This is a genomic window from Niabella beijingensis (assembly GCF_020034665.1).
Classification (GTDB): domain Bacteria; phylum Bacteroidota; class Bacteroidia; order Chitinophagales; family Chitinophagaceae; genus Niabella; species Niabella beijingensis.
The window spans coordinates 3,598,686-3,620,942 of the sequence record NZ_JAIQDI010000001.1; the positions used below are offsets into that span (position 1 = coordinate 3,598,686).

The 22,257-nt window shown below is 46.8% G+C and carries 14 protein-coding genes; 6 read left to right on the top strand and 8 right to left on the bottom strand.

Translation table 11 applies throughout. The features are described 5' to 3' along the window. The first annotated feature begins 39 nt into the window (after positions 1-39). Positions 40-3,633 carry an efflux RND transporter permease subunit gene (locus tag K7B07_RS15145; RefSeq protein WP_223711011.1) on the top strand — a complete coding sequence of 1,198 codons (3,594 nt, stop codon included), beginning with the start codon at positions 40-42 and terminating at the stop codon, positions 3,631-3,633. A gap of 157 nt (positions 3,634-3,790) precedes the next feature. On the opposite strand, the gene K7B07_RS15150 is transcribed toward K7B07_RS15145, so the two are convergent. The 6 genes from K7B07_RS15150 to K7B07_RS15175 form a co-directional block, all read right to left on the bottom strand. Next, on the bottom strand, positions 3,791-4,129 hold the full coding sequence (locus tag K7B07_RS15150; protein WP_223711013.1) for an RNA recognition motif domain-containing protein: 339 nt from the start codon (positions 4,127-4,129) through the stop codon (positions 3,791-3,793). A gap of 210 nt (positions 4,130-4,339) precedes the next feature. Then, positions 4,340-4,786 carry a 50S ribosomal protein L9 gene (gene rplI / locus K7B07_RS15155; protein ID WP_223711015.1) on the bottom strand — a complete coding sequence of 149 codons (447 nt, stop codon included), beginning with the start codon at positions 4,784-4,786 and terminating at the stop codon, positions 4,340-4,342. A gap of 120 nt (positions 4,787-4,906) precedes the next feature. After that, positions 4,907-5,170, bottom strand: coding sequence for a 30S ribosomal protein S18 (gene rpsR / locus K7B07_RS15160; protein WP_114792984.1), 264 nt, complete (start codon positions 5,168-5,170; stop codon positions 4,907-4,909). Positions 5,171-5,174: 4 nt separating this feature from the next. After that, a complete protein-coding gene (rpsF, locus tag K7B07_RS15165; protein ID WP_223711017.1) occupies positions 5,175-5,531 on the bottom strand; it encodes a 30S ribosomal protein S6 in 357 nt (118 codons plus the stop codon). A 224-nt stretch (positions 5,532-5,755) separates the two neighbouring features. Next, positions 5,756-7,459 (bottom strand): single-stranded-DNA-specific exonuclease RecJ, encoded by a 1,704-nt coding sequence (gene recJ / locus K7B07_RS15170; RefSeq protein ID WP_223711019.1) that lies wholly within the window; start codon positions 7,457-7,459, stop codon positions 5,756-5,758. A gap of 48 nt (positions 7,460-7,507) precedes the next feature. Continuing rightward, positions 7,508-8,470, bottom strand: a complete 963-nt coding sequence (locus tag K7B07_RS15175; RefSeq protein WP_223711021.1) for a polyprenyl synthetase family protein — start codon at positions 8,468-8,470, stop codon at positions 7,508-7,510. A 199-nt stretch (positions 8,471-8,669) separates the two neighbouring features. Here K7B07_RS15175 and K7B07_RS15180 point away from each other — a divergent pair, with 199 nt between their 5' ends. Then, positions 8,670-10,340 (top strand): OmpA family protein, encoded by a 1,671-nt coding sequence (locus tag K7B07_RS15180; protein ID WP_223711023.1) that lies wholly within the window; start codon positions 8,670-8,672, stop codon positions 10,338-10,340. A 432-nt stretch (positions 10,341-10,772) separates the two neighbouring features. On the opposite strand, the gene K7B07_RS15185 is transcribed toward K7B07_RS15180, so the two are convergent. Both K7B07_RS15185 and gltB read right to left on the bottom strand, forming a co-directional pair. After that, the gene (locus K7B07_RS15185; RefSeq protein WP_223711025.1) at positions 10,773-12,278 is read right to left on the bottom strand and encodes a glutamate synthase subunit beta; all 1,506 of its coding nucleotides are present in this window, start codon (positions 12,276-12,278) and stop codon (positions 10,773-10,775) included. A 56-nt stretch (positions 12,279-12,334) separates the two neighbouring features. Next, the gene (gltB, locus tag K7B07_RS15190) at positions 12,335-16,849 is read right to left on the bottom strand and encodes a glutamate synthase large subunit (RefSeq protein WP_223711027.1); all 4,515 of its coding nucleotides are present in this window, start codon (positions 16,847-16,849) and stop codon (positions 12,335-12,337) included. Between the two features lie 323 nt (positions 16,850-17,172). Between gltB and K7B07_RS15195 the strand changes: the two genes are divergently transcribed. From K7B07_RS15195 to K7B07_RS15210, 4 genes are all read left to right on the top strand, one after another. Beyond that, positions 17,173-17,658, top strand: coding sequence for a hypothetical protein (locus tag K7B07_RS15195; protein ID WP_223711029.1), 486 nt, complete (start codon positions 17,173-17,175; stop codon positions 17,656-17,658). Positions 17,659-17,866: 208 nt separating this feature from the next. Further along, positions 17,867-18,460, top strand: coding sequence for an RNA polymerase sigma-70 factor (locus K7B07_RS15200; protein WP_223711031.1), 594 nt, complete (start codon positions 17,867-17,869; stop codon positions 18,458-18,460). A 94-nt stretch (positions 18,461-18,554) separates the two neighbouring features. Next, entirely contained in the window at positions 18,555-19,505 is a 951-nt protein-coding gene (locus K7B07_RS15205) for a FecR family protein (RefSeq protein WP_223711033.1), read from the top strand. A gap of 54 nt (positions 19,506-19,559) precedes the next feature. Then, on the top strand, positions 19,560-22,214 hold the full coding sequence (locus tag K7B07_RS15210) for an outer membrane beta-barrel protein (RefSeq protein WP_223711035.1): 2,655 nt from the start codon (positions 19,560-19,562) through the stop codon (positions 22,212-22,214). The last annotated feature ends 43 nt before the right edge of the window (positions 22,215-22,257 follow it).

Here is a 22,257-nt window from a genome sequence, read left to right on the forward strand (position 1 = left end):
GCTTTACAGGCGCGATACGATAACGCATAAAAAAATGTTATGTCAGCATTAGAGAATTTTAAAGAAAAATTTAAAGAGTTCGGCCCGACGTCCTGGGCGATCCGGAGCCGGACTTTTATATACTTATTAATATTGGTGGTATCCGGCTGGGGGGTAATGTTGTTTGTAACATTACCTAAAGAACAGTTCCCGGATATTGTGATCCCTACCGTATACATTTCCACGATCTATGTGGGAAACTCGCCCAAGGACATGGAGAACCTGGTGACGCAGCCGATCGAAAAACAGATCAAGGGGATCACGGGGGCCAAAATAACAAAGGTTACCAGTACCTCTGTGCAGGATTATTCGGCGATCACGGTTGAATTTGGGACCGATGTAAAAGTGGATGTGGCGGTCCAGAAGGTGAAGGATGCCATGGATAAGGCCAAACAGGATCTGCCGACAGATCTTACGCAGGAGCCGACCGCAATGGAAATCAGTTTCTCGGAGGTGCCGATCATGTATGTGAACCTGAGTGGCGATTACGACGCGCAGCGGTTGAAAAAGTTTGCGGATGACCTGCAGGACAAGCTGGAAGAGCTGCCGCAGATCAACCGGGTAGATCTTGTGGGTGCACCGGAGCGGGAGTTCCAGGTGAATGTGGACAATGCGCGTATGCAGGCTGCCGGGATCACTTTTACGAATATTTCCGATGCGATCAAATATGAAAACATGGATATATCCGGCGGACAGCTGGATGTGGGTAATATGCAGCGGAACCTTCAATTAAAAGGACAGTTCAAAACCAAGGAAGATATTGAGCAGGTGCTGGTACGGAATACTAAAGGTGCTGCCATTTATCTGAAGGATATTGCGGTTATTAAAGATACGATCAAAGACCGGGACAGCTATGCGCGGCTGGACGGGAAAAATGTGATCACGCTGAACATCATTAAAAGAAGCGGGGAGAACCTTATCGAGACCAGTGATGCAGTAAAAAAGATCGCGGAAGAAGCCAAGGCCAATTACCTGCCGAAGGATCTGGATGTACGTGTAACAGGTGATTCCAGTAACAGCACCCGTACTTCTTTTAATGACCTGGTAAACTCTATTGTCATCGGGTTTATCCTCGTATTAATGATCCTTATGTTCTTTATGGGGGTCACCAACGCATTTTTCGTGGCATTGAGTGTGCCGCTGAGTATGTTTGTGGCGTTTATCTTCCTTCCTTTCGGAAGTCTGGTTGTGGGGTCGGATATCACCCTGAACTTTATCGTACTCTTTGCGCTGTTATTTGGGTTGGGGATCATTGTGGATGATGCGATAGTGGTGATCGAGAACACGCACCGGATCTTTGTGGAAGGCAAAGGGAAGGTCAGCAGTACTGTGGCTGCCCGTATGGCTGCCGGAGAAGTATGGTATCCCGTTCTGGCGGGTACACTTACCACGCTGGCGCCCTTCTTCCCGCTGTTGTTCTGGCCGGGTATTATCGGTAAGTTCATGGTGTACCTGCCGCTGATGCTCATCTTTACGCTGACGGCCTCGCTGATCGTGGCCTTTATTATGAACCCGGTGTTCGCTGTGGATTTCATGAACCACGAAGAGCATGAAAACAAAGAGCCCAAATCAGCATTATTTAAAAAGCCTTTTTTCTGGATCGCTATCGGATTAGGCATTTTGCTGGATCTAGCCGGTGCGCCCTTCCTGGGAAATATCATTTTATTTATTGTAATTCTTGTAATACTCAATCGTTATTTCTTCGATGGCTGGATACATAGTTTTCAGAACAGGGTGCTGCCCTGGATCATGGGGCATTATGAAACCCTGCTGCGCTGGGCCCTGCACGGCTGGCGGCCGGTATGGTTGCTGCTGGGTGCGGTGGGTATGTTCTTTTTCTCACTGGTACTGTTTGGGGCTGTCGGAAAATCACCGGTATTCTTTCCCGGTGCGGATCCGAACCAGATCTATGTATACCTCAAACTGCCTACGGGTACAAGGGTGGAATATACTGACAGTATTACAAGGCAGCTGGAGCAGAAGGTGTTTAAGGTACTGGAAATGGATCCTGCCAAAAACAAGACCAATCCTATTGTGGAGAGTGTAATTACAAACGTTGCTGTGGGTGCAGCAGATCCGAACAGCGGCGACAGAAGCACCCGGAGTGAGCTGGGGCGTATACAGGTATCTTTTGTGGAGTTTGAAAAACGGCATGGCCAAAGCTCTGCACCCTACCTGGATAGCATCCGGGCGGTAATGAAAGGCATTCCCGGTGCAGAGATATCGGTAGATAAAGAAGCCAATGGCCCGCCCACTGATCCGCCGGTGAATATAGAAGTGGCCAGTGAGGATTTTGATAACCTGATAAAGACCGCAGTAAATCTGAAGAATTATCTCGACAGTATCAATACTCCTGGTGTGGAGGAATTGAAAATGGACATTGACCTCAAGAGTCCGGAGATCTCGCTTACGGTTGACCGGCAGCGGGCCCTGACAGAAGGGGTGTCCTCCGCTCAGATCGGACAACAGATCCGTACGGCGCTCTTTGGCTTTGAAGCGAGTAAAATAAAAGAAGGGGAGGATGAATATAAGATCCAGGTACGCAACAATGAACTGCAACGGAAAAACCTCGTGGATCTGCTGAACATGAAAGTGGCATTTATGGATATGTCTTCCGGTCAGTTCAAACAGGTGCCCATCGCCTCCCTGGTTAAGGTGGATTATACGAATACGCTTGGTAGTGTGCAGCGTAAGAATCAGAAACGTATGATCACCCTGCGGTCGAATGTATTGCTTACACAAGGCTATACGCCCACTGCGGTTAACCAGGAACTGACACGTCATATCGCTAACTTTAAAGGGGTAGAAGACGGCGTTACGATCAAACAGACCGGTGAGGGGGAACAGCAGGCCGAAACAGGAGCATTCCTGGGTAAGGCCCTGGTGATCGCCCTGGCCATCATCCTGGCCATCCTGGTATTACAATTCAATTCCGTAAGTAAGGCAGTGATCATTCTTACAGAGATCATCTTCAGCGTTATCGGTGTGCTGCTGGGCTTCTCATTAACAGGAATGACCGTTTCTGTGGTAATGACAGGGGTTGGTATCCTGGGACTTGCGGGTATCGTAATTAAAAACGGGATCCTGGTAATCGAGTTTGCCGACGAGTTGCGGGCGCGGGGATTAAAGACCCGTGAAGCAGTGATACAGGCGGGTAAAACGCGTATCATCCCGGTACTGCTGACGGCATTGGCCGCCATCCTGGCATTGATTCCACTGGCGGTAGGGTTTAACCTCAATTTTGTTACCCTGTTCTCCAGCCTCAATCCTCATATTTTCTTTGGAGGCGATAACGCAGCTTTCTGGAAACCACTATCATGGACCATCATTTTCGGTCTGGCATTTGCCTTCTTTATGACCCTGGTGCTGGTGCCAAGCATGTATCTGATAGCCGAAAGGCTCCGGAGGCCGATGCGGAATACTTATGGTGGAAAATGGGTTTCGTTTATGGGAATACCGCCATTCATCTTCATCTTCTTTATTATGATGATCATTTCCCGGTTTATACAGGGCAAAAAAGTGTACCGGAGAAGATTGAAGCTGGCCAATCAAAAAGATAAAGTGAACGAAGCTTTTGTCGGAAGCTGGTTTTAGATAACCATTAACCTTTGAATAGATGACAAACGGTGATCCCTCAAAGATCACCGTTTGCTTTTGTATAAGCGGATTGTTGCTTTTATAAGACCATTCATTCACTGATCCCAATAAAAAAAGCCCCTGTAAGGGGCTTTCGTATCGTTACGAAAATAAATTAGTACCGATCGCGGTATCCGCCACCGCCTTTGTTGTATCCGCCGCCGCCCTGGCCAAAGCTTCTTTTCTTAAAGCCACCGCTGCTTGAGCCACCTTCTTTCGGACGGCTTTCGTTCACAACAATGTTCCGGCCATCAACCTCAGTGCCGTTTAATGCATCGATGGCAGCTTTTGCTTCTTCATCAGAAGCCATTTCTACAAACCCGAAGCCTTTGCTTCTGTTTGTAAACTTATCAGCTACAATTTTTGCAGATGTTACTTCCCCATAAGGAGCGAATAAGTTTTGCAGATCCTGGTCTTTCAGGTTCCAGCTTAGGTTTCCTACGTAAATGTTCATTTTATTTGAATTTAAAAAAATAAAAGAGTGCTAAAACAGTACCAAATTCAATGAACATTAAAAATATTCTGAAGCTTTTTACTGAAAGAACACTGTATTCTATATCAAATATAGGCTAATTTCTTTGCCATCAAATTTTTTTTTGGGGGAAATAACAAAAAAAACACACCAAAATGGTGTGTTTTTTTATAAAACTTTAAAAAACAGGTATTATTCTGCTACAACTTCAAATTCAACCGCTGTACTGTGACCTGCGCCGAAATCAATCGTCGCTTTATAGGTACCCAGTTCTTTAATATCATCAGAAATGTGGATCTTCTTGCGATCGATCTCATAACCTTTTTGCTCGCGGATGGCGCGGCTTAATTGCAGGTTGGTCACACTTCCGAAGATCTTACCACTGGTTCCGGTTTTTGCACCCAGTTTTAAAGGAGCAGCGTTTAATTTAGCGATAACGCTATTGATCTCGGCCAGCATTGCTTCTTCTTTTTTGCGGGCCTGTTTCAACCGCTCTTCCAGCTGTTTTTTGTTGCTGTTGCTGTTTTCTACAGCTAATTTACGGGGGATCAGATAATTACGGGCATACCCGTTTTTTACGGTTACTACCTCGTTGATAGCACCCAGATTATCCACATCCTGGATCAGAATTACTTCCATTGTTATTTTTTTAGCTCCCGGCGCCCAATCGATGATTGTGACTGTCTTCCCGAAAAACGGGAGTTAGGGATGGTTACTAATTGCTTGACTTACGGATCATTGCACATGATCCGGTCAGGGCTATTTTAAAAGATCTGTTACGTAGGGTAATAAAGCCATTTGACGGGCTTTCTTAACCGCATCAGAAACACGACGCTGGAATTTCAGGCTGTTTCCGGTTAAACGGCGGGGTAACAGTTTACCTTGCTCGTTCAGGAACTTTTTCAAAAACTCAATGTCTTTGTAGTCCACATAGCGGATGCCATATTTTTTAAAACGACAAAACTTCTTAACGCGTTTGTCGGTCTTAATGGCCGTCAGATATTTGATTTCATTCTTTGCCATAATATTAAGCCTCCACTGCTTTTTCGGTTCCTGTTTTTACGCCACTATTCTTTTTTGCATTATACTCAACGGCGAATTTATCGAGTTTAGTGCAGAGGTGACGAAGTACATTCTCGTCACGTAAAAGCTGGATTTTCAGCTTTTCATTGAAGTCGGATGGCGCAGTGTATTCCAGAACCCAGTATAAACCAGTGGTTTTTTTCTGGATCGGGTACGCCAGTGATTTCAGTCCCCAGGGATTTTCATGCACGATGGTTCCGCCTGCTTCAGTTACCAGGGTGGCAAACTTTTTCTGCGCAGCTTTGAACTCATCTTCGCTTAAAACCGGGGTAAAAATCACCATCAATTCATAATTGTTCATTACCCAAATTGTTTTTTAATAAAAAATAAATAACCTCAGGGTTTTCCTAAGGGGCTGCAAAGATAGGAAATTTCTGATTTTATCACGGCTTATTTAGGCGGCCACCTGTTTTTACCAGCAGTCAACGGGGCGGGATGAGACATTCTCAACCTGGAAAGATTGTCGGGGCCTTATTATTACACTTCTCATCATTGATTATTAATGAATTGTAAATATTAAACACCTCAATATTCTTCTGATGGCCGTATATCTTCTACTTTTAGCTGCAGGTTTTTCTGTCCCTGCCATTCATTTTCCTCTATTTTGAACACGAGGTCAAAAGGCTGCCGGCTTTGGAGGAGGGGGAATTTTGACGCCATGTTAAAGCCAATCCCGGTGAGCTGAATGCCTTTTTGCTGTACCACAAAGCGCAGGTGGTTTTCTTTGACGATACGGCTGAAGCCACTGTCGGTTACATTCCGGGCAATAAAAACGGGTGTCATATTACCGGGGCCGAATGGCTCCATTTGCCGGACAATACCATAAAAAGCCGGGGTAATTTCGGGGAAGGTGATTTCAGCATCGATCAGGATCTCCGGTACCAGCAGTTCTTCGGGAATACTTGAGGCAACTACTTCTTCAAACTTTTCGCGAAACAGCTCAATATTGGCTTTGTTTAGGGTGAGACCCGCAGCTGCAAAGTGGCCTCCGTAGCCGATCAGGTATTCACGACAGGCATGGATGGCCTCATACAGGTTGAACCCGGGAACACTTCTGGCACTTCCTGCCACGTAGTCCCCGCTTTCCGTCAGCACCACGGTAGGGCGGTAGTGATGCTCGATGAGTCGCGAAGCAACAATGCCCACCACTCCTTTATGCCAGTGTGGCTGATATACGACAGTAGATTTACGCGAGCGCCATTCGCTGTTCTGTACAATGAGCTTCAATGCTTCTTCGGTGATGCTGGAATCGGCCTCCTTACGCTCGCTGTTATCGCTATGCAATAACTCTGCATAGGAGAGTGCTTCCTCATAAGTAGCTGCCACAAAAAGCTGTACCGCTTTACGTGCATCATCCATACGACCGGCTGCATTGACCCTGGGCGCGATCATAAATACGAGATTATGGATATATAGGGGAAACCGTGTTTCACTCAGAAAGGCCAGGGCTTTGATACCGGTATTCGGCAGACGGTTGACGGTTTCCAGACCGTAATACGCAAGGATCCGGTTTTCCCCGGTTATGGGAACGATGTCGGCAGCAATAGCGGTAGCTACCAGGTCCAGGTATTGATACGGAAATCCGGAAGGCAATCCCAGTTTTTCGCAAAGTGCTGTAACCAGCTTATAACCCACGCCGCAGCCGCAAAGTTCTTTATAAGGATAAGGACAATCTTTTTGTTTGGGATTTAAAATTGCCACGGCTTGGGGTATGATCTCATCCGGCAGGTGATGGTCGCAGATCACAAAATCGATACGAAGGGTATTAGCGTAAGCCACGAGATCAACCGATTTTATCCCGCAATCCAGTGCAATGATAAGGGTACATCCGTTTTCTTTGGCATGATCGATTCCTGCTTTACTGACACCATATCCCTCCCTATACCGGTGGGGGATGTAGAAATCAACCAGGTTGTGCTGTGTTTTCAGAAAGCGGTAGAGGAGCGCTACTGAGGTGGTGCCATCTACATCATAGTCGCCAAAAACGAGTATCCTCTCCTTATTTTCAAATGCCCGGAGTATCCGGTCCGTGGCATTTTGCATGTCCTTCATCAGCCAGGGACTATGGATATGCTGGAGCTGCGGACGGAAAAAATCCTTAGCCTCATTGAAGGTTTTAATGTTCCGTTGTACCAGGATTTTACAAAGCACAGGATTGATTTTGAGCGCTTCCTGCAGGGCTGCGACTTCATTTTCGTTTGGTTGCTGTATGTTCCAACGTTTCTTCATGCCAGAAAGGCTTCTGTTTGCTCCGGGTTCGAAGCAGCAACATCTGCTTTAGTATTTTCGTTCGGTTACGTAATTTACCAGATCGATCAGACCGTTCCGGTATTCATTGTCAGGGCAGGTCTCTAAAATGGCCAGGGCTTCATTTTTATATGCATTCATTTTAGCGGTTGCATAGTCAATTCCGCCGGTTTCTTTTACCACATTTAGAATCCACTGCACTTTTTGTTTGTCATTATTATTATTTTTCACAATATTAATGATTTTTTGCCGGGTGCTCTTATCCGTGTTATTAAGGGTATAGATCAGGGGGAGTGTCATTTTCTTTTCCTTAATATCATTGCCTGTAGGTTTTCCTACATCTTCGCTGGCATAGTCAAAGAGGTCATCCTTTATCTGAAAGGCAATTCCCGTTTTTTCACCGAAAAGTCTTGCTTTCTCAGTGGATTCCTCATCTTCCGTGACCGACCAGGTGCCGGCGCTGCAGGCGGAAGCGAGGAGGGAGGCCGTCTTATTTTTGATGATATCGTAGTAGATCGCTTCTTTCAGGTTGAGCGACCGGGCTTTTTCCAGCTGCAGCAATTCACCTTCAGCCATTTTCTGGATGGCATCGGACATGATCCGGAGCATCCGGTAGTCGCCATGTTCCAGTGATAACAGGAGCCCGGTTGCAAAAAGATAATCGCCAACCAGCACGGAGGCCTTGTTTTTCCATAATGCGTAGGTCGAAAAAAAGCCCCTTCTTTCATAGGAATCGTCCACCACATCATCATGTACGAGCGATCCTGTATGCAGGATCTCCACGAGGGAGGCGGCTCTGTAGGTCGCCTCAGTGGTAGGGCCGAACAGTTTGGCGGACAAAAAAACAAACATCGGCCGTAATTGTTTACCTTTCCTTTTAACAATATAGCGCATAATCCGGTCCAAAAGGGGCGTATTGCTCTTGACAGACTGGTTAAAACGCTCTTCGAAGTTTTCTAACTCAACTTTTATAAGGGATGTGGGAAGCTTCATTGTCAACACATAATTAGGGGCAAAATAAGGCTAAATCCGCCAAATAAGGAGGATTTAAAGCACTCATTTTTAATTGAAAATAAAGAAGAAACAGTGAAAAAATTATTATTTTTTTTGGTTAAAAATTTGTTTATTTAAGAAATGGCTCTAAATTTGCTATTCATTTTAGGAAATCGTTTTTAAATCTTAATCCTTAGTTATGACAAGCAAAAAGTACACATTATTGGCAGGTCTAGGCTGCCTGATTGCGTCTACAGGGTTTGCCCAGGTAAGCCCTTCGCATCCGTACACAGCGCCTCATCCGCTGTACGGTACTTATTCTGTTACTGACTCGAATTATTATTCTGGCAAAAAACTGCAACAGCATAATGATTTCATGGTTGGTACAAGCGATTATCCCGCTAAACCGAAAGACATGTGGGAAATCGGTATTAAAGGTGGATCTTTCACTGTAAACGGTGATGTAGATGCACGCTTTTTAAAATCTTATGGTTTTGGTGGACATATCCGTAAGTCTCTGGGACATGTAATGTCTTTGAGATTAGAGTATGTTTATGGTAGCGCTGCTGGCCTGAACTGGAGACCTTCCAGCCCGAATAGCTATCGACCCGGAGCTGGTACTGGAAATCCGTGGGCAGCAGCAGGGTACACTGATCGTATCTATAACAACTATCGCACAAAATCTCAGGATCTTTCTTTACAGGCGCTGTTTAATTTAGGCAATATTCGTTTCTATAAAGCGCAGACTGGTGCTACGATCTATGCACTGATCGGTGGTGGTGTTAATACTTTTAGAACTACTGTGAACGCGCTGAATGGTAACAGTCCCTATTCCTTCTCTGGTGGAACTCAAGATCAGCCGAACAAAAAAGATGAACTGGATCGTTTAAAAGATCTGTTTGACGATTCTTATGAGTCTCCTGCTGAAAGAGATCCAAGTGTAAAATGGAGCAAAACATTTGCTGGTTATATCACTCCTTCTGCAACAGCAGGTGCTGGTATCGCCTTCAGACTTTCTCCCCGTGTAAACCTGGCAATTGAAGATCGCGTAATCTTTAATCTGAAAGCTTCTGACCTGTTAGATGGCCAGCGCTGGACAGAGCAAGGTGTCCCAGGAACTACAGGTGTGTTGTCTTCCGACAAAGATTTCTTCAACTACCTGACTGTAGGTCTGAACTTTAACCTGGGTAACAAATCCAAAAGAGTTGAGCCCCTGTACTGGTTGAACCCGCTGAACTATGCTTACGGTGAACTGCGTCGTGTACCTGAAATCGTTCTTCCTGATTCTGATGGAGACGGTGTAACTGACCAATTCGACCAAGAGCAAACTCCTGCTGGTTGCCCGGTTGATACACATGGTGTAAGCCGCGATACAGATGGTGATGGCGTTCCTGATTGTAAAGATAAAGAACTGATCACTCCAACTATTTGTCAGCCGGTTGATGCAGATGGTGTTGGTAAATGTCCCTGCCCTGGCCCTGAGTGTGGTGTTGTTAAAAATGACGACTGTGCTACACAATTAGGTGCTCTGCCCAGCGTACATTTCAATGCAAACTCTAACAAACTGTCTGACGATGCTACTGCTACTTTAGCTACTGTAGCTTCCAAGCTGAGAGCAAACCCGAACTGTAAAGTTGTTGTGGTTGGCTACTGCGCTGCTACAAAACGTCAACAGCAGTTAAGCTGGGATCACGTAAATAAAGTGATCACTCACTTACAGGAAAAAGAAGGCATCAGCGGAGACAGATTTATCTTCTCTTCTGGTCAGGAAGGTGGCGACTGCGACACTGTAGATATCCGTGCAGCAGCTCCTGGTGAAGATGGACCCAACACTGTGGCTCCTCCTCATCCGAATCTTCGCAAAAAATAGTAACTTTTTGCTATAACAAATATAAACCCCTCCCGCTTGGGAGGGGTTTTTGTTATGTGTCCACTCCCCCTTAAATTAATGATCCTCGATTTTCGAGGTGCTGGGAGCCGTTACAGCAAGGCTGCAAAGGCTGCTGATGGTGCTTTAAGCAGATGGGACATTAAGTAGAATAACACCATCAACGCAACAGATCGAATACCTTTTATTGGCATAACAATTTCGGTTCATTGAACTGCATGGTGCGTATTCATTCCTCGAGGGCCTTTCAGGGGCCAGGAGAAGTCTGGCAACAAAATATACGGTAAAAAGCTCTATAACGGCGCAGGCTGCATATCTGGTGAGCGCCAATAGTTGCCCCATCTTTTTACAATAAATCTGGCAAAAATAAAAGCCGGCCCAATCGAGCCGGCTTTATCTATTTATAAACTGCTTTTATTCAAAAGACATCAAAACGGATTGTTCCTTAGACTCCAGAATGGAATGGCCCATCAGGAATTCGTCTACTTTCCGGGCGCATTCGCGCCCTTCACTGATCGCCCATACAACCAGGCTTTGGCCCCTTCTCATATCACCGGCAGTAAATACTTTGGGTATATTGGTCTTGTATTCCTGTTCGGTGGCTTTTACATTTCCCCTGTTGTCCAACTCTGTATCCAGTTCTTCCAGCAGCCCCTGGTGTTGGGGGTGTACAAATCCCATTGCCAGTAATGCCAGTTCACAAGGCATTTCACGCTCCGAGCCTGGGATCTCTGTAAACTGGGCAGGCTTTCCGGGTTCAGGGGTCTTCCATTCCAGATCAACAACAACAAGTGATTTAAGATTTCCATTGTCATCGCCTTTAAATTCCTTGGTGGCAATGGACCAATGACGGTTGGCACCTTCCTCATGACTGGTAGTTGTTTTCAGCAGCATGGGGTAGGAGGGCCAGGGCATGATATCTGTCCGTTCTGTAGGGGGCATGGGTAATAACTCAAATTGTGTTACGGAAACCGCTCTGTGCCGGTTGCTGGTTCCTACACAATCGCTTCCGGTATCACCTCCTCCGATTACCACAACATTCTTTCCTGTCGCCAGTACTTCCCCTGTTAAAATATTGCTTTCTATGTCGCTGTGCGCCAGAAAATCCTTTCCGTCCACGCGTTTATTATTCTGTTTCAGGAAATCCATGGCGAAATGCACCCCTTTTAATTCGCGGCCCGGAATGGGAAGATTACGGGGAACTGTGCTACCACCGCACAAGACCACTGCATCATAATTGCGCAGCAGGTCATGAACACTTACATTCTTACCCACGTTGGAGTGGCAACGGAACTCAATACCTTCTTCCTGCATTACTTCGATACGACGGTCGATCACCCATTTCTCCAGTTTGAAATCCGGAATGCCATACCGGAGGAGCCCACCGGGTTTCTCATCCCGCTCAAAAACTGTTACATTATGTCCTGCATAGTTCAACTGAGCAGCTGCAGCAAGACCAGAGGGGCCGCTGCCCACTACCGCTACTTTTTTACCAGTACGGATATTGGGGCCTTTTTTGGAAACAAAACCGCGATCAAACGCGATTTCAATGATGTGCTTTTCGATCTCTTCAATAGCGATCGGCGGCTGATTGATGCCCAGCACACAGGCCGATTCACAGGGTGCGGGGCATATCCTCCCGGTGAACTCCGGAAAATTATTGGTCGAACTTAAAATATCGTATGCCTCCTTGTATTCTTTACGATAAACGGCATCATTGAATTCCGGGATCACATTACCCAGCGGACAACCACTGTGGCAAAAAGGAACACCACAGTCCATACATCTTGCGGCCTGGTTGTTTAGTTTATCTTCAGGAAATAATTCAACAAATTCTTTATAGTGCTGAACACGCTCTGTTACTGCTTTCTTTTGGGGAGTTTCTCTCGAAAACTCTAAAAATCCTGTTGGTTTACCCATTCAATTTGATATTTGAGTCCCGATAGCTATCGGGATGAGATTTAAAATTTCTACAGTTATGCCAATTGTTTTTGCTCTTCTTTTGCCAGTAAAACTTTTTTGTATTCCGAAGGGAACACCTTTACAAAGTTCTTCAGCTGGTTTTCAAAATCATCCAGAATGAATTTGGCCACCGGGCTGCTGGTGTACTGGTAATGCCTGGTGATATACTGGTTCAGGAATTGAGCATCCACATCATTTACAGGGTCCAGCTCCACCATTTCTTTATTGCAATTATCCGCAAATTTCTGGCTGGCATCATATACATATGCGAGACCCCCGCTCATACCAGCAGCAAAATTGCGGCCGGTATTGCCGAGGATAACTGCCCGGCCTCCTGTCATGTATTCACAGCCGTGATCACCAACGCCTTCTACCACTACAGTAGCACCGGAGTTCCGAACTGCAAAACGTTCGCCGGCTTTGCCGCGGATAAAGCCTTCACCGCTGGTGGCACCATAAAATGCCACATTGCCAATGATGCTGTTTTCCTCGGCCACAAAGCCTGCTTTGGCATCCGGATAGGTGATCAGTTTTGCACCACTAAGCCCTTTACCAAAATAATCATTGGCGTCGCCTTCCAGTTCAAGTGTAATACCTTTGTTGCAGAAAGCGCCAAAACTCTGTCCTGCGGTTCCTTTCAGCTTAAGATGTACCGTATCTTCCGGCAGACCTTCTGAACGGTATTTTTTGGTGATCTCGTGCGAGAGGATGGTTCCTGCTGCACGATCTGTATTTACAATATCAAAAGCTGCTTTGATCGCGGTTCCGTTTTCAATTGCCGGTTTTGCGGCTTCCACAAATTTCCAGTCAAGCACCGATTTAATACCATGATCCTGCTCCTCAGAATGATACAGGCCAATACCCTCTTCTTCTTTCTGCCGGTAAAGGATGGGTGATAAATCAAGATTTTTATATTTCCAGTGGGTGATTCCTTCGCGTACTTTCAGATCATTTGATTGTCCGATCATTTCTTCTACGGTCCGGTAGCCCAGTTCTGCCATTACCTCGCGCATGTCTTCCGTAAGGAACTTAAAGAAATTTACCACATGATCCGGGTTTCCGGTAAACCGTTTTCTCAATTCGGGATCCTGTGTAGCCACACCAACAGGACAGGTGTTCAGATGGCATTTACGCATCATGATACAGCCTTCCACGATCAATGCAGCAGTTGCCACACCCCATTCCTCAGCGCCCAGCATCGCGGCAATAACAATATCCCGCCCGGTGCGCATCTGGCCGTCGGTCTGCAGCACTACGCGGCTTCTCAGTTTATTTTTAACCAGGGTTTGCTGTGCTTCAGCCACACCCAGTTCCCAGGGTAATCCGGCGTGCCGGATCGAGCTCATCGGCGATGCACCGGTACCTCCGTCATGACCCGCAATCAGCACCACATCGGCCTTGGCCTTGGTAACTCCTGCGGCAATAGTACCTACTCCGGCCTTGCTCACCAGCTTTACATTGATGCGGGCATGCCGGTTGGCATTCTTCAGATCGAATATCAGCTGCGCCAGGTCTTCAATAGAGTAAATATCATGGTGCGGGGGAGGTGAGATCAACCCTACTCCCGGTGTCGCATGACGGGTCTTGCCGATCCAGTCATCCACTTTATCACCGGGAAGCTGTCCGCCTTCACCGGGCTTGGCACCCTGGGCCATTTTGATCTGCAGTTCATCGGCTTCAGTCAGGTAAAGACTGGTTACCCCAAAACGGGCACTGGCCACCTGTTTGATGGCACTGCGCATGCTGTCGCCATTTTCAAGCGGTGTGTAACGTGCTTCATCTTCACCACCTTCACCGGTATTGCTTTTACCACCCAGGCGGTTCATGGCAACAGCCAGCGTCGTATGCGCTTCCCAGCTGATGGAACCAAAGCTCATGGCTCCTGTGGCAAAGCGTTTATAAATATCCGCTGCGGGCTCTACCTCGTCAATGGAGATCGGTTTCCGTGTCCGTTTGAAATCGAGCAGTCCCCGGAGCGTGATCGCCTTTGTGGTCTGATCATTTACCAGCTTCGTATATTTCTTAAAAATGTTGTAGTCATTCATTTTTGTTGAATACTGCAACAGGTGAATCGTCTGCGGATTGAAAAGATGTGCTTCCCCTTTCCGTTTCCACTGGTAGAAACCACCGGTGGGCAACTGGTCTACGGGTGAAGGTTTCTGGCTGAATCCAAAATGATGTTTGGTCACCGCCTCGCGTGCAATTTCATCCAGTCCCATTCCTTCGATCCGGGAAGTAGTTCCCGTAAAGTATTTTCTTACTACGGCCTGGTTCAGACCAATGATCTCAAAGATCTGTGCTCCCTGGTAAGATTGCAGGGTGGAGATCCCCATTTTGGAAAAGACCTTTAGTAAACCGTCGCTAACCGCTTTGATATAATTCTTATTTAATTCATCAACGGAAAGAGTGGTCTTCAGTTTTCCGCTTTCTTTCAGATTACGGATCGTGGAGAATGCCAGGTATGGGTTGATGGCAGTGGCACCAAAGCCCAGCAAGCAGGCAAAATGATGTACTTCCCAAACATCTCCGGCTTCCACCACCAGGCCTACCTTGCCCCGGAGACCTCTCCGGATAAGATGATGATGCACCGCTGCTATAGCCAGCAGTGAGGGGATCGGGGCGTGCTGACTGTCGATAGCCCGGTCCTGGAGCACCAATACCTCAAAGCCGTCATTCACCGCGTCTTCTGCATAAGAGCAGATACGGTCAAGCCCTTTTTCCAGGGAGCCCGGTTTCCCATCTGCCCTGAAATAACATTGGAGGGTCTTGGCCTGGAAGGTGCCGGTATCGATGCTCCGTAAGGTCTCTAATTCGAAATTATTCAGCACCGGCTGCTTGAGCGCTACCACATGGCAATCCATTTCATCTTCTACCAGCAGGCTTCCGTTGTCGCCAACAAATGTGGCCAGCGACATAACCATGCGTTCCCGGATCGGGTCGATGGGCGGATTGGTTACCTGTGCAAACAGCTGTTTGAAATAAGAGCTCAGGTGCTGGGGCTGATCGCTCAGTACCGCCAGCGGGGTATCCACACCCATGGCACCGATGGGCTCCTTGCCCGTAACAGCCATGGGCGCAATAATATTTTCAACATCTTCCGAAGTATACCCGAATGATTTCTGATACCGGAAAATCTGGTCTTCGCTCAGATTGGTGAACATCACCCTTGGTTCGGGCAGTTCATTCAGTCGGATCTTGTGCTTATTCAGCCAGTCGCCATAAGGTTTTTGAGAACAGATCTCCTGTTTCAGTTCCTCATCGCTGATGATCCGTCCCTGTTCCATATCCACCACAAACATCTTACCCGGCTGCAGGCGCCCTTTTTCGATTACAAGACTTTGATCCACAGGGAGTGCACCGGTTTCTGAGGCCATAATCACCCTTCCGTCGCTGGTAACACAATAGCGAGAGGGACGTAAACCGTTCCGGTCGAGCGTAGCACCAATGATCTTGCCGTCGGTAAAGGAAATGGAAGCCGGGCCGTCCCAGGGCTCCATCAGACAGGCATGAAACTCGTAAAAAGCTTTTTTAACAGGGTCCATATCCTCATTGCCATCCCATGCTTCGGGGATCAGCATCATCATTACATGCGGCAGGGAACGGCCGGTAAGGGCCAGTAGTTCGATCATATTGTCCAGACAAGCAGAGTCACTCTGGTCATTGCTTACAATAGGCACCAGCATATCCATCTCTTCCTGTGTGAACAGGGGCGAATCAAAACTGTTCTCGCTGGAGCGTAACCAGTTCAGGTTTCCCTGCAGGGTATTGATTTCACCATTATGGGCAATAAAGCGGAACGGCTGTGCCAGTCGCCAGGATGGGAAGGTATTAGTAGCAAAGCGGGAGTGTACCAGCCCGAAAGCACTTACCGTCCTGTTGTCTGTAAGATCTTTATAATAAGTACGTACCTGGAAACTGGTAAACTGTCCTTTATAAATGACTGTTCTGCAGGAAAGCGAGCTGATATAAAAACCGATCGGATCCTTTTTTACCGCATTGGTGGTCAGGTGTGTGGCATATTTGCGCAGCACAAAAAGCTTGCGCTCAAACTCTTCGGCTGTCTTGATATTGTCCGGCCGCTGAAGGAATACCTGCTCAATGTCCGGTTCTACAGAAAGTGCGGAAGAACCAATGCCATCCGGATTCACCGGCACATTGCGCCAGCGGATGACCTTCATGTGCATTTTTTCCGCCGCGCGGGTAAAAATATCGCGGCATTCTTCCCGGGCTTTTACCTCTTTCGGGAAAAAGACCATGCCTACTGCGTACTCTTCAACTGCCGGAAGGGAGATACCCATCTGAAGACACTCGTCATAAAAAAGTTCATGCGGGATCTGAATCATTATCCCCGCACCGTCCCCTGTATTGGGCTCGTAGCCGCAGGCGCCCCTGTGATCCATGTTCTCCAGGACCGTAAGCGCATCCGAAATGGTCTGGTGGTTCTTATTGCCTTTTATGTTGGCAACAAAACCAATACCACAGGCATCACGTTCAAACGAAGGGTCGTATAATCCTTTTTTTTCTGTCATGTTTTTAACAAACGATTTTTAATAAATAAGTTTGGCTTTTCAATACAGAGTGGGCAATCGAGCTGTGTAAATTAATAAAAAATCTTCTTATTTAGACAATAGCCACCCGAATCGATAAAAAAATTGAAATTTTTTAACAATATGTGTATTTTTTATTATTTTTTTCAATAAAAAACAAGTCACTTTAAAAGTGATTCAGGGTGTTTTTTCTTCTGCCAGAAATCGTTCAACGGGAAAAAACCGGATCAGAGGAAAGCCGTTTTTCTGAAATTTATTGCTACTTTTATTACCTGACTTTATTCAGCGGGCATAAACTTCAACCTATGCGTTTTTTTGATTTTTTTAATGGCACAAATAAAAAGGACCCTGCCATAAAAACACCAGATACCGGCCTTACCGGCCAGGAAAAGGAGCTCCGGGAGCAGGCTGCAGCCTTTCTCCGAAAATATGCGCCACGGTACCCGGGGCTCGATTATTCTGTCAAAAGCCTGGCCATACTGGAAGACCTGCTGAATGATGCGAGCGGATTTTATGGCGAAATGACCAGTTCCCAGCAGCAAAAGATCATCGAAGGAGCGGGGGCCTATCTTTTTGAAGTAGCCCGCAGTAATGTTGGTGGTACCTATTACTGGTACCAGAAACTGAACCAGCCGATACTGATTACCGGGCAGCCGGAATTTGAAAGCGGGATCCTGGCATTTAACCAGGTGCGTAACCGGTTGAAAAATGGTGTTGAAGACAGTATCCCTGTTTATTTTGAAGGATACCTGGATTGTGTACAACAGCGCCGGTCTGCTATTATTATATAAAAAGGACCGATCTGACCAGTGCCGGCTCCCTGACAGAACTGCGTTTCAACAGCTGACATTTGGAGGCCCTGAACGGAAAGGGCAGGTCTCCATAACCACCCGGATCATTTGTACTAAAAAACAACAAACAGCTCAGTCAGCGGATGGTTTGAAATAATAGTTATCGTCCAGTAAGTATATGCTCTATTTTTAGTGTCTGTATATACGCATGCAACAATCATCTATTCAGCTTTTGTTCCGGGAAATAAGCCTGGGACAAAAGGAGGCTTTTAACCGGCTGTTTTACGACTTCTACGAACGGCTGGTGCAGTTTGCAGTGCAGTACACCAAACAACCCGAACCTGCCGAAGAAGTGGTTTCTACGGTATTCGTAAATATCTGGCAGAAGCGTGAGCGGCTTGCTGCCGTTAAAGCACCGGAGGTATATCTTTTTGTTGCTGTCAAAAATGGATGCCTGAACTTCCTGCGGCGATCTTCAAAAACAATAAGAACCGGTCCGGATACCGCAGAGCTTCCGGAAGGTTGCCGGAGTGACGGTGCCGAGTACAAAGAACTGGAGGTGATGATCAGTAATGCTATTGACCGGTTGCCCGTACAACGGCAGCTGATCTTCCGGCTGATCCGGGAAGAGGGGCTGAAAGCAAAAGAAGTGGCGGCGATCCTATCGGTCTCAGTGCGGACCGTTGAGAGCCAGCTTTACAAGGCGGTTAAAAGCCTCGCGGCGGCGTTGAGTGATTATCTGGGATACCATCCGCAACGCGACGGCCATCTGCGGGAAAAACTTTTTTCATTATTTTTTTAGAACCGGTAAGTAGAACCAACCAATTTTTTGTCCTTTTAAATGAAGCAATAATAATATGGACAGGGAAACATTTTTAACCTTGTTATCGAAAAAGATGAGAAATGAACTTTCGCCGGATGAGGAAGCACAGTTTCTGATTTGTGTGAAAGAGAATGACCGGTACCGCCAGCTTGCTGAAGCGATTGGAAACAGCAGCCGGCAGCGCATCGCCGTAGAAGGGATGGAAGGAAAACTAAAGGCGATCTGGGCGCGCATCGAAACGGCGCCGGAGCTGAAGACCAGACGGCCTTCTTTTTTACAGCCGCCTTTTTTCAGGATAGCGGCTGTATTGATCCTGGCAGCAGGTATAGGACTGGCGATCCGTTATTATTTCAAACCATTAAAAGATGACCCGATGATCGTATTGCAAACCACCAATGAAAAATTGTATACGACGTTGCCCGATGGAACGCAGGTAACGCTGAACTATCATTCCCTGCTGGAATACAATACGGACTTTGGTGATGAGAAACGGAAGATCATCCTGCAGGGGGAGGCTTTTTTTGATGTGACCGAGAATAAGAAAGTGCCGCTACAGGTGCTGGCCGGCCCCCTGGTGGTGGAGGTAAAAGGAACGGCGTTTAATGTGAATGCTTACAAAACCAATCCGGACGTGAAAGTGGTTTTGCTGAGAGGTGCTATCGAAGTATCAAGAAGAGGTGAGCAAACCGATAAGGTTTTATTGAAGCCGAATCAGTGGTTGCTGGCGCCTAATACAGGTTCAGGCGCTGTACATTTTAGTATCGACTCCGTTGATCAGGCCCTCGTTCGGCAGATGCACTGGAAAGACGATTCGCTGGTGTTTAAAAAGGAAAAACTGGAGGCGATCGCATTGCAGCTTGAAAAAAAATATGGAGTAACGATAGCAATAGAAAATGAAACGCTGAAAGCGAAACGGTTCAGCGGTATGCTGATCAATGAGAGTCTGACTGAAGGGCTGGAGGCGCTCCGGCTGGCATATCCCTTCAGCTATAAAATCGAAAATAAAAAAGTGAAGATCCGGTAAACAGTGGTTTGTAACAATTCTGAAAAACCGGCGTATAAAGTGTAATTAAACTTCATGAAGTTGTTAAGGAGGGGCCTCTTTATTGTTATCATAACTGTGCTGGCGGCAACTGCATACCCACAGGATAAAAAGATCTCGATCACTGCATTCGATCAGCCACTCAAATCCGTACTCGATGCAATTCAGCAGCGCAGCGGTTATAATATCATTTACAGTGATGAAATCGTCCAGGATTCAATAAAGGTGAATATTGATGTCAGCCAGCAACCGGTTGGGCAGATTCTGGACAGCCTGCTGCAACCGAACGGATTGTTCTATGCCAATCGCGATGCCGGTATGATCGTGATCGGAAGTACAGAGTTAAGGGAACAGAACCGGGCAGCCCGGACGCGTACCAGGGAACTGAAAGGGCGGATCGTGGATGCAGATGACCGGCCCGTGCCCTATGCATCTATCATGCTGCTGGAGGAGGACAAAAATGTTTCAGGTACTTCGGGGGAGAAGGACGGCAGCTTCAGTGTCCGGTATACATTTGAAGAAGGGATGGTTTATAAATTGCAGGCATCATCCATAGGATACCTGCCTTCGGTAACTACGTTTCAGTTTTCAGATACCCTGCAAATACCGCCCCTGGTACTGCAAAACGATAAAACAGCAATGCGTATGGTAACCGTGGAAGCAGCGAGGCCTTTTGTGGAACGGCGCGCCGACCGGTACATTGTCAATGTGGAGGGTTCACCGCTGGCGGATGGGAATAATGCACTGGAAGTGTTGCAAAAAACACCAGGTATATGGGTAGACCCCAACGGGGCAATCCGAATAAATGGTACCGGGACGGTAACCGTTATGATCAATGATGTGACACAGCGGATGTCCGCAGCTGATCTGGCAGAATACCTCCGTACCATCCGGTCGGAAAATATCAAAAAAATCGAAGTGATCGCTAACCCTCCCGCAGAATATGAAGCTTCCGGCACCGGGGGGATCATACATATTGTTCTGAAAAAGGCCAGGGACGAGGGTTTTACCGGTCAGGCCTCGGTGGTTTACAAGCCACAGAAAGGAAAACCGTACATGTCTTCCGGTATTACAGCACAGTATAAAATAAAAAAGTTATACCTTTTCGGGAACGGATTTCTTTCAAAGGAGGAACAGGTATATTATGCGCGTACCATTAATGATTATAAGGATGGTTCTTCTTATGATGGCGTAACCGATCGTATCAACAGGAACCGGCAAAGCAGTTACCTGGCAGGACTTGTATATGATATTTCCGATAAGCAATCCGTGAGCTTTCAGGGAGGCTCCACCCTGGTGAACCTGCGGCGGTATTTTAAGACCGGCATCGTTTTAAAGGACAGTGCCGGCATTCCTGTAACCGGTTATTCAGTGACCAACTGGCGGCGCATCCCGGCATTAACAACGGCAACCCTTAACTATAGTTATAAACTGGACACGCTGGGCTCGATGTTTAAACTGCTGGCAGATTATGTAAGAGGAAAGAAGACAGAGGACATGGATGTTACATCTGCTTACACAGATCCGCTTCGCGATACCGTTTACCGGAACCAGTACCCCAGCAGTACGGAAATTTACAGTGGCCAGGCGGACTATGTAAAACAATTCAGTTCCCGTATCAAGTTGCAGACCGGAGTGAAATATGTAGCAACGCGAAGGGACAACACCGTTACAACTGAATACCCGGGCGATCAGGGCTGGACGGCAGATCCGGCGGCAAGTAATCAGTTTATCTATGATGAGAATCTGTTAATGGGATATGCGGCAGCAGAGCGCTCTGTACAACGCACCAGTATCAAGCTGGGTGTAAGGGCAGAAGAGACCTATATGAAAGGAAATAATGTTACATCCGGCCAGCAATTTTCCCGGAGATACCTCAACCTGTTCCCCTCTGCATTTATATTACAGAATCTGAACCGTAAATCTGTTCCGGCTTCCCTCTCCTTTAGTTATAGCCGCAGGATCCGAAGGCCACAGTTCGGCGACCTGAATCCCTTCCGGCTGCGCATCGGCGATTACAGTGTGGTGGTTGGTAACCCCGACCTGCTGCCTGAATATTCGAATAATTTTAAACTGGGGTATAATTTCTGGAAAGGTTATATGGCCAGCCTTCAGTACCAACGTACCAGTAATATCATTGCCGAATTTGCCAACCCGCAGGAAAATGGAGTGATCGAGTACCAGACGCGGAACTTTGATCACCGGGTAACGTATGGGGCTTCATTATATGCCCCGGTAAAAATCACAAAATGGTGGACCGCTAATACTTATGCCGGTGTTTTTTATACGGCCTATATCATCAATGATTTTGAGCTTGCTCAAACGACCCTGAACCTGAATACCTATCAGGTTTTTACGCTGAAAAGCAATATTGATTTTACACTTTCCGCTATTTACAGTTCCCCGTATGTGGCAGGCAATACAAAAAATGCCTCTTTGTTTATAACCGATGTGTCCGCAGGCAAAAAATTCTTTGATAACAAACTGCGTGTGCGGGTAATGCTTACCGATATATTCAATACGTTCCGGGAAAAATCCCTAACTACTTTTAACGGTGTCCGGATCGATTTTTACCAGAAGCGGCCTACCCGTGCTGTTGGTATCTCGGTGAACTATATCCTGAATGCCGGTAAAAAAATAAAAGATAAAAAAGTAGAACAGAGCGCTGAAGAAGAAAAGAACCGTATTTAAATGATCGCGTCTATGTACCCGGAAGCGGATTTTCGGAGTGGTG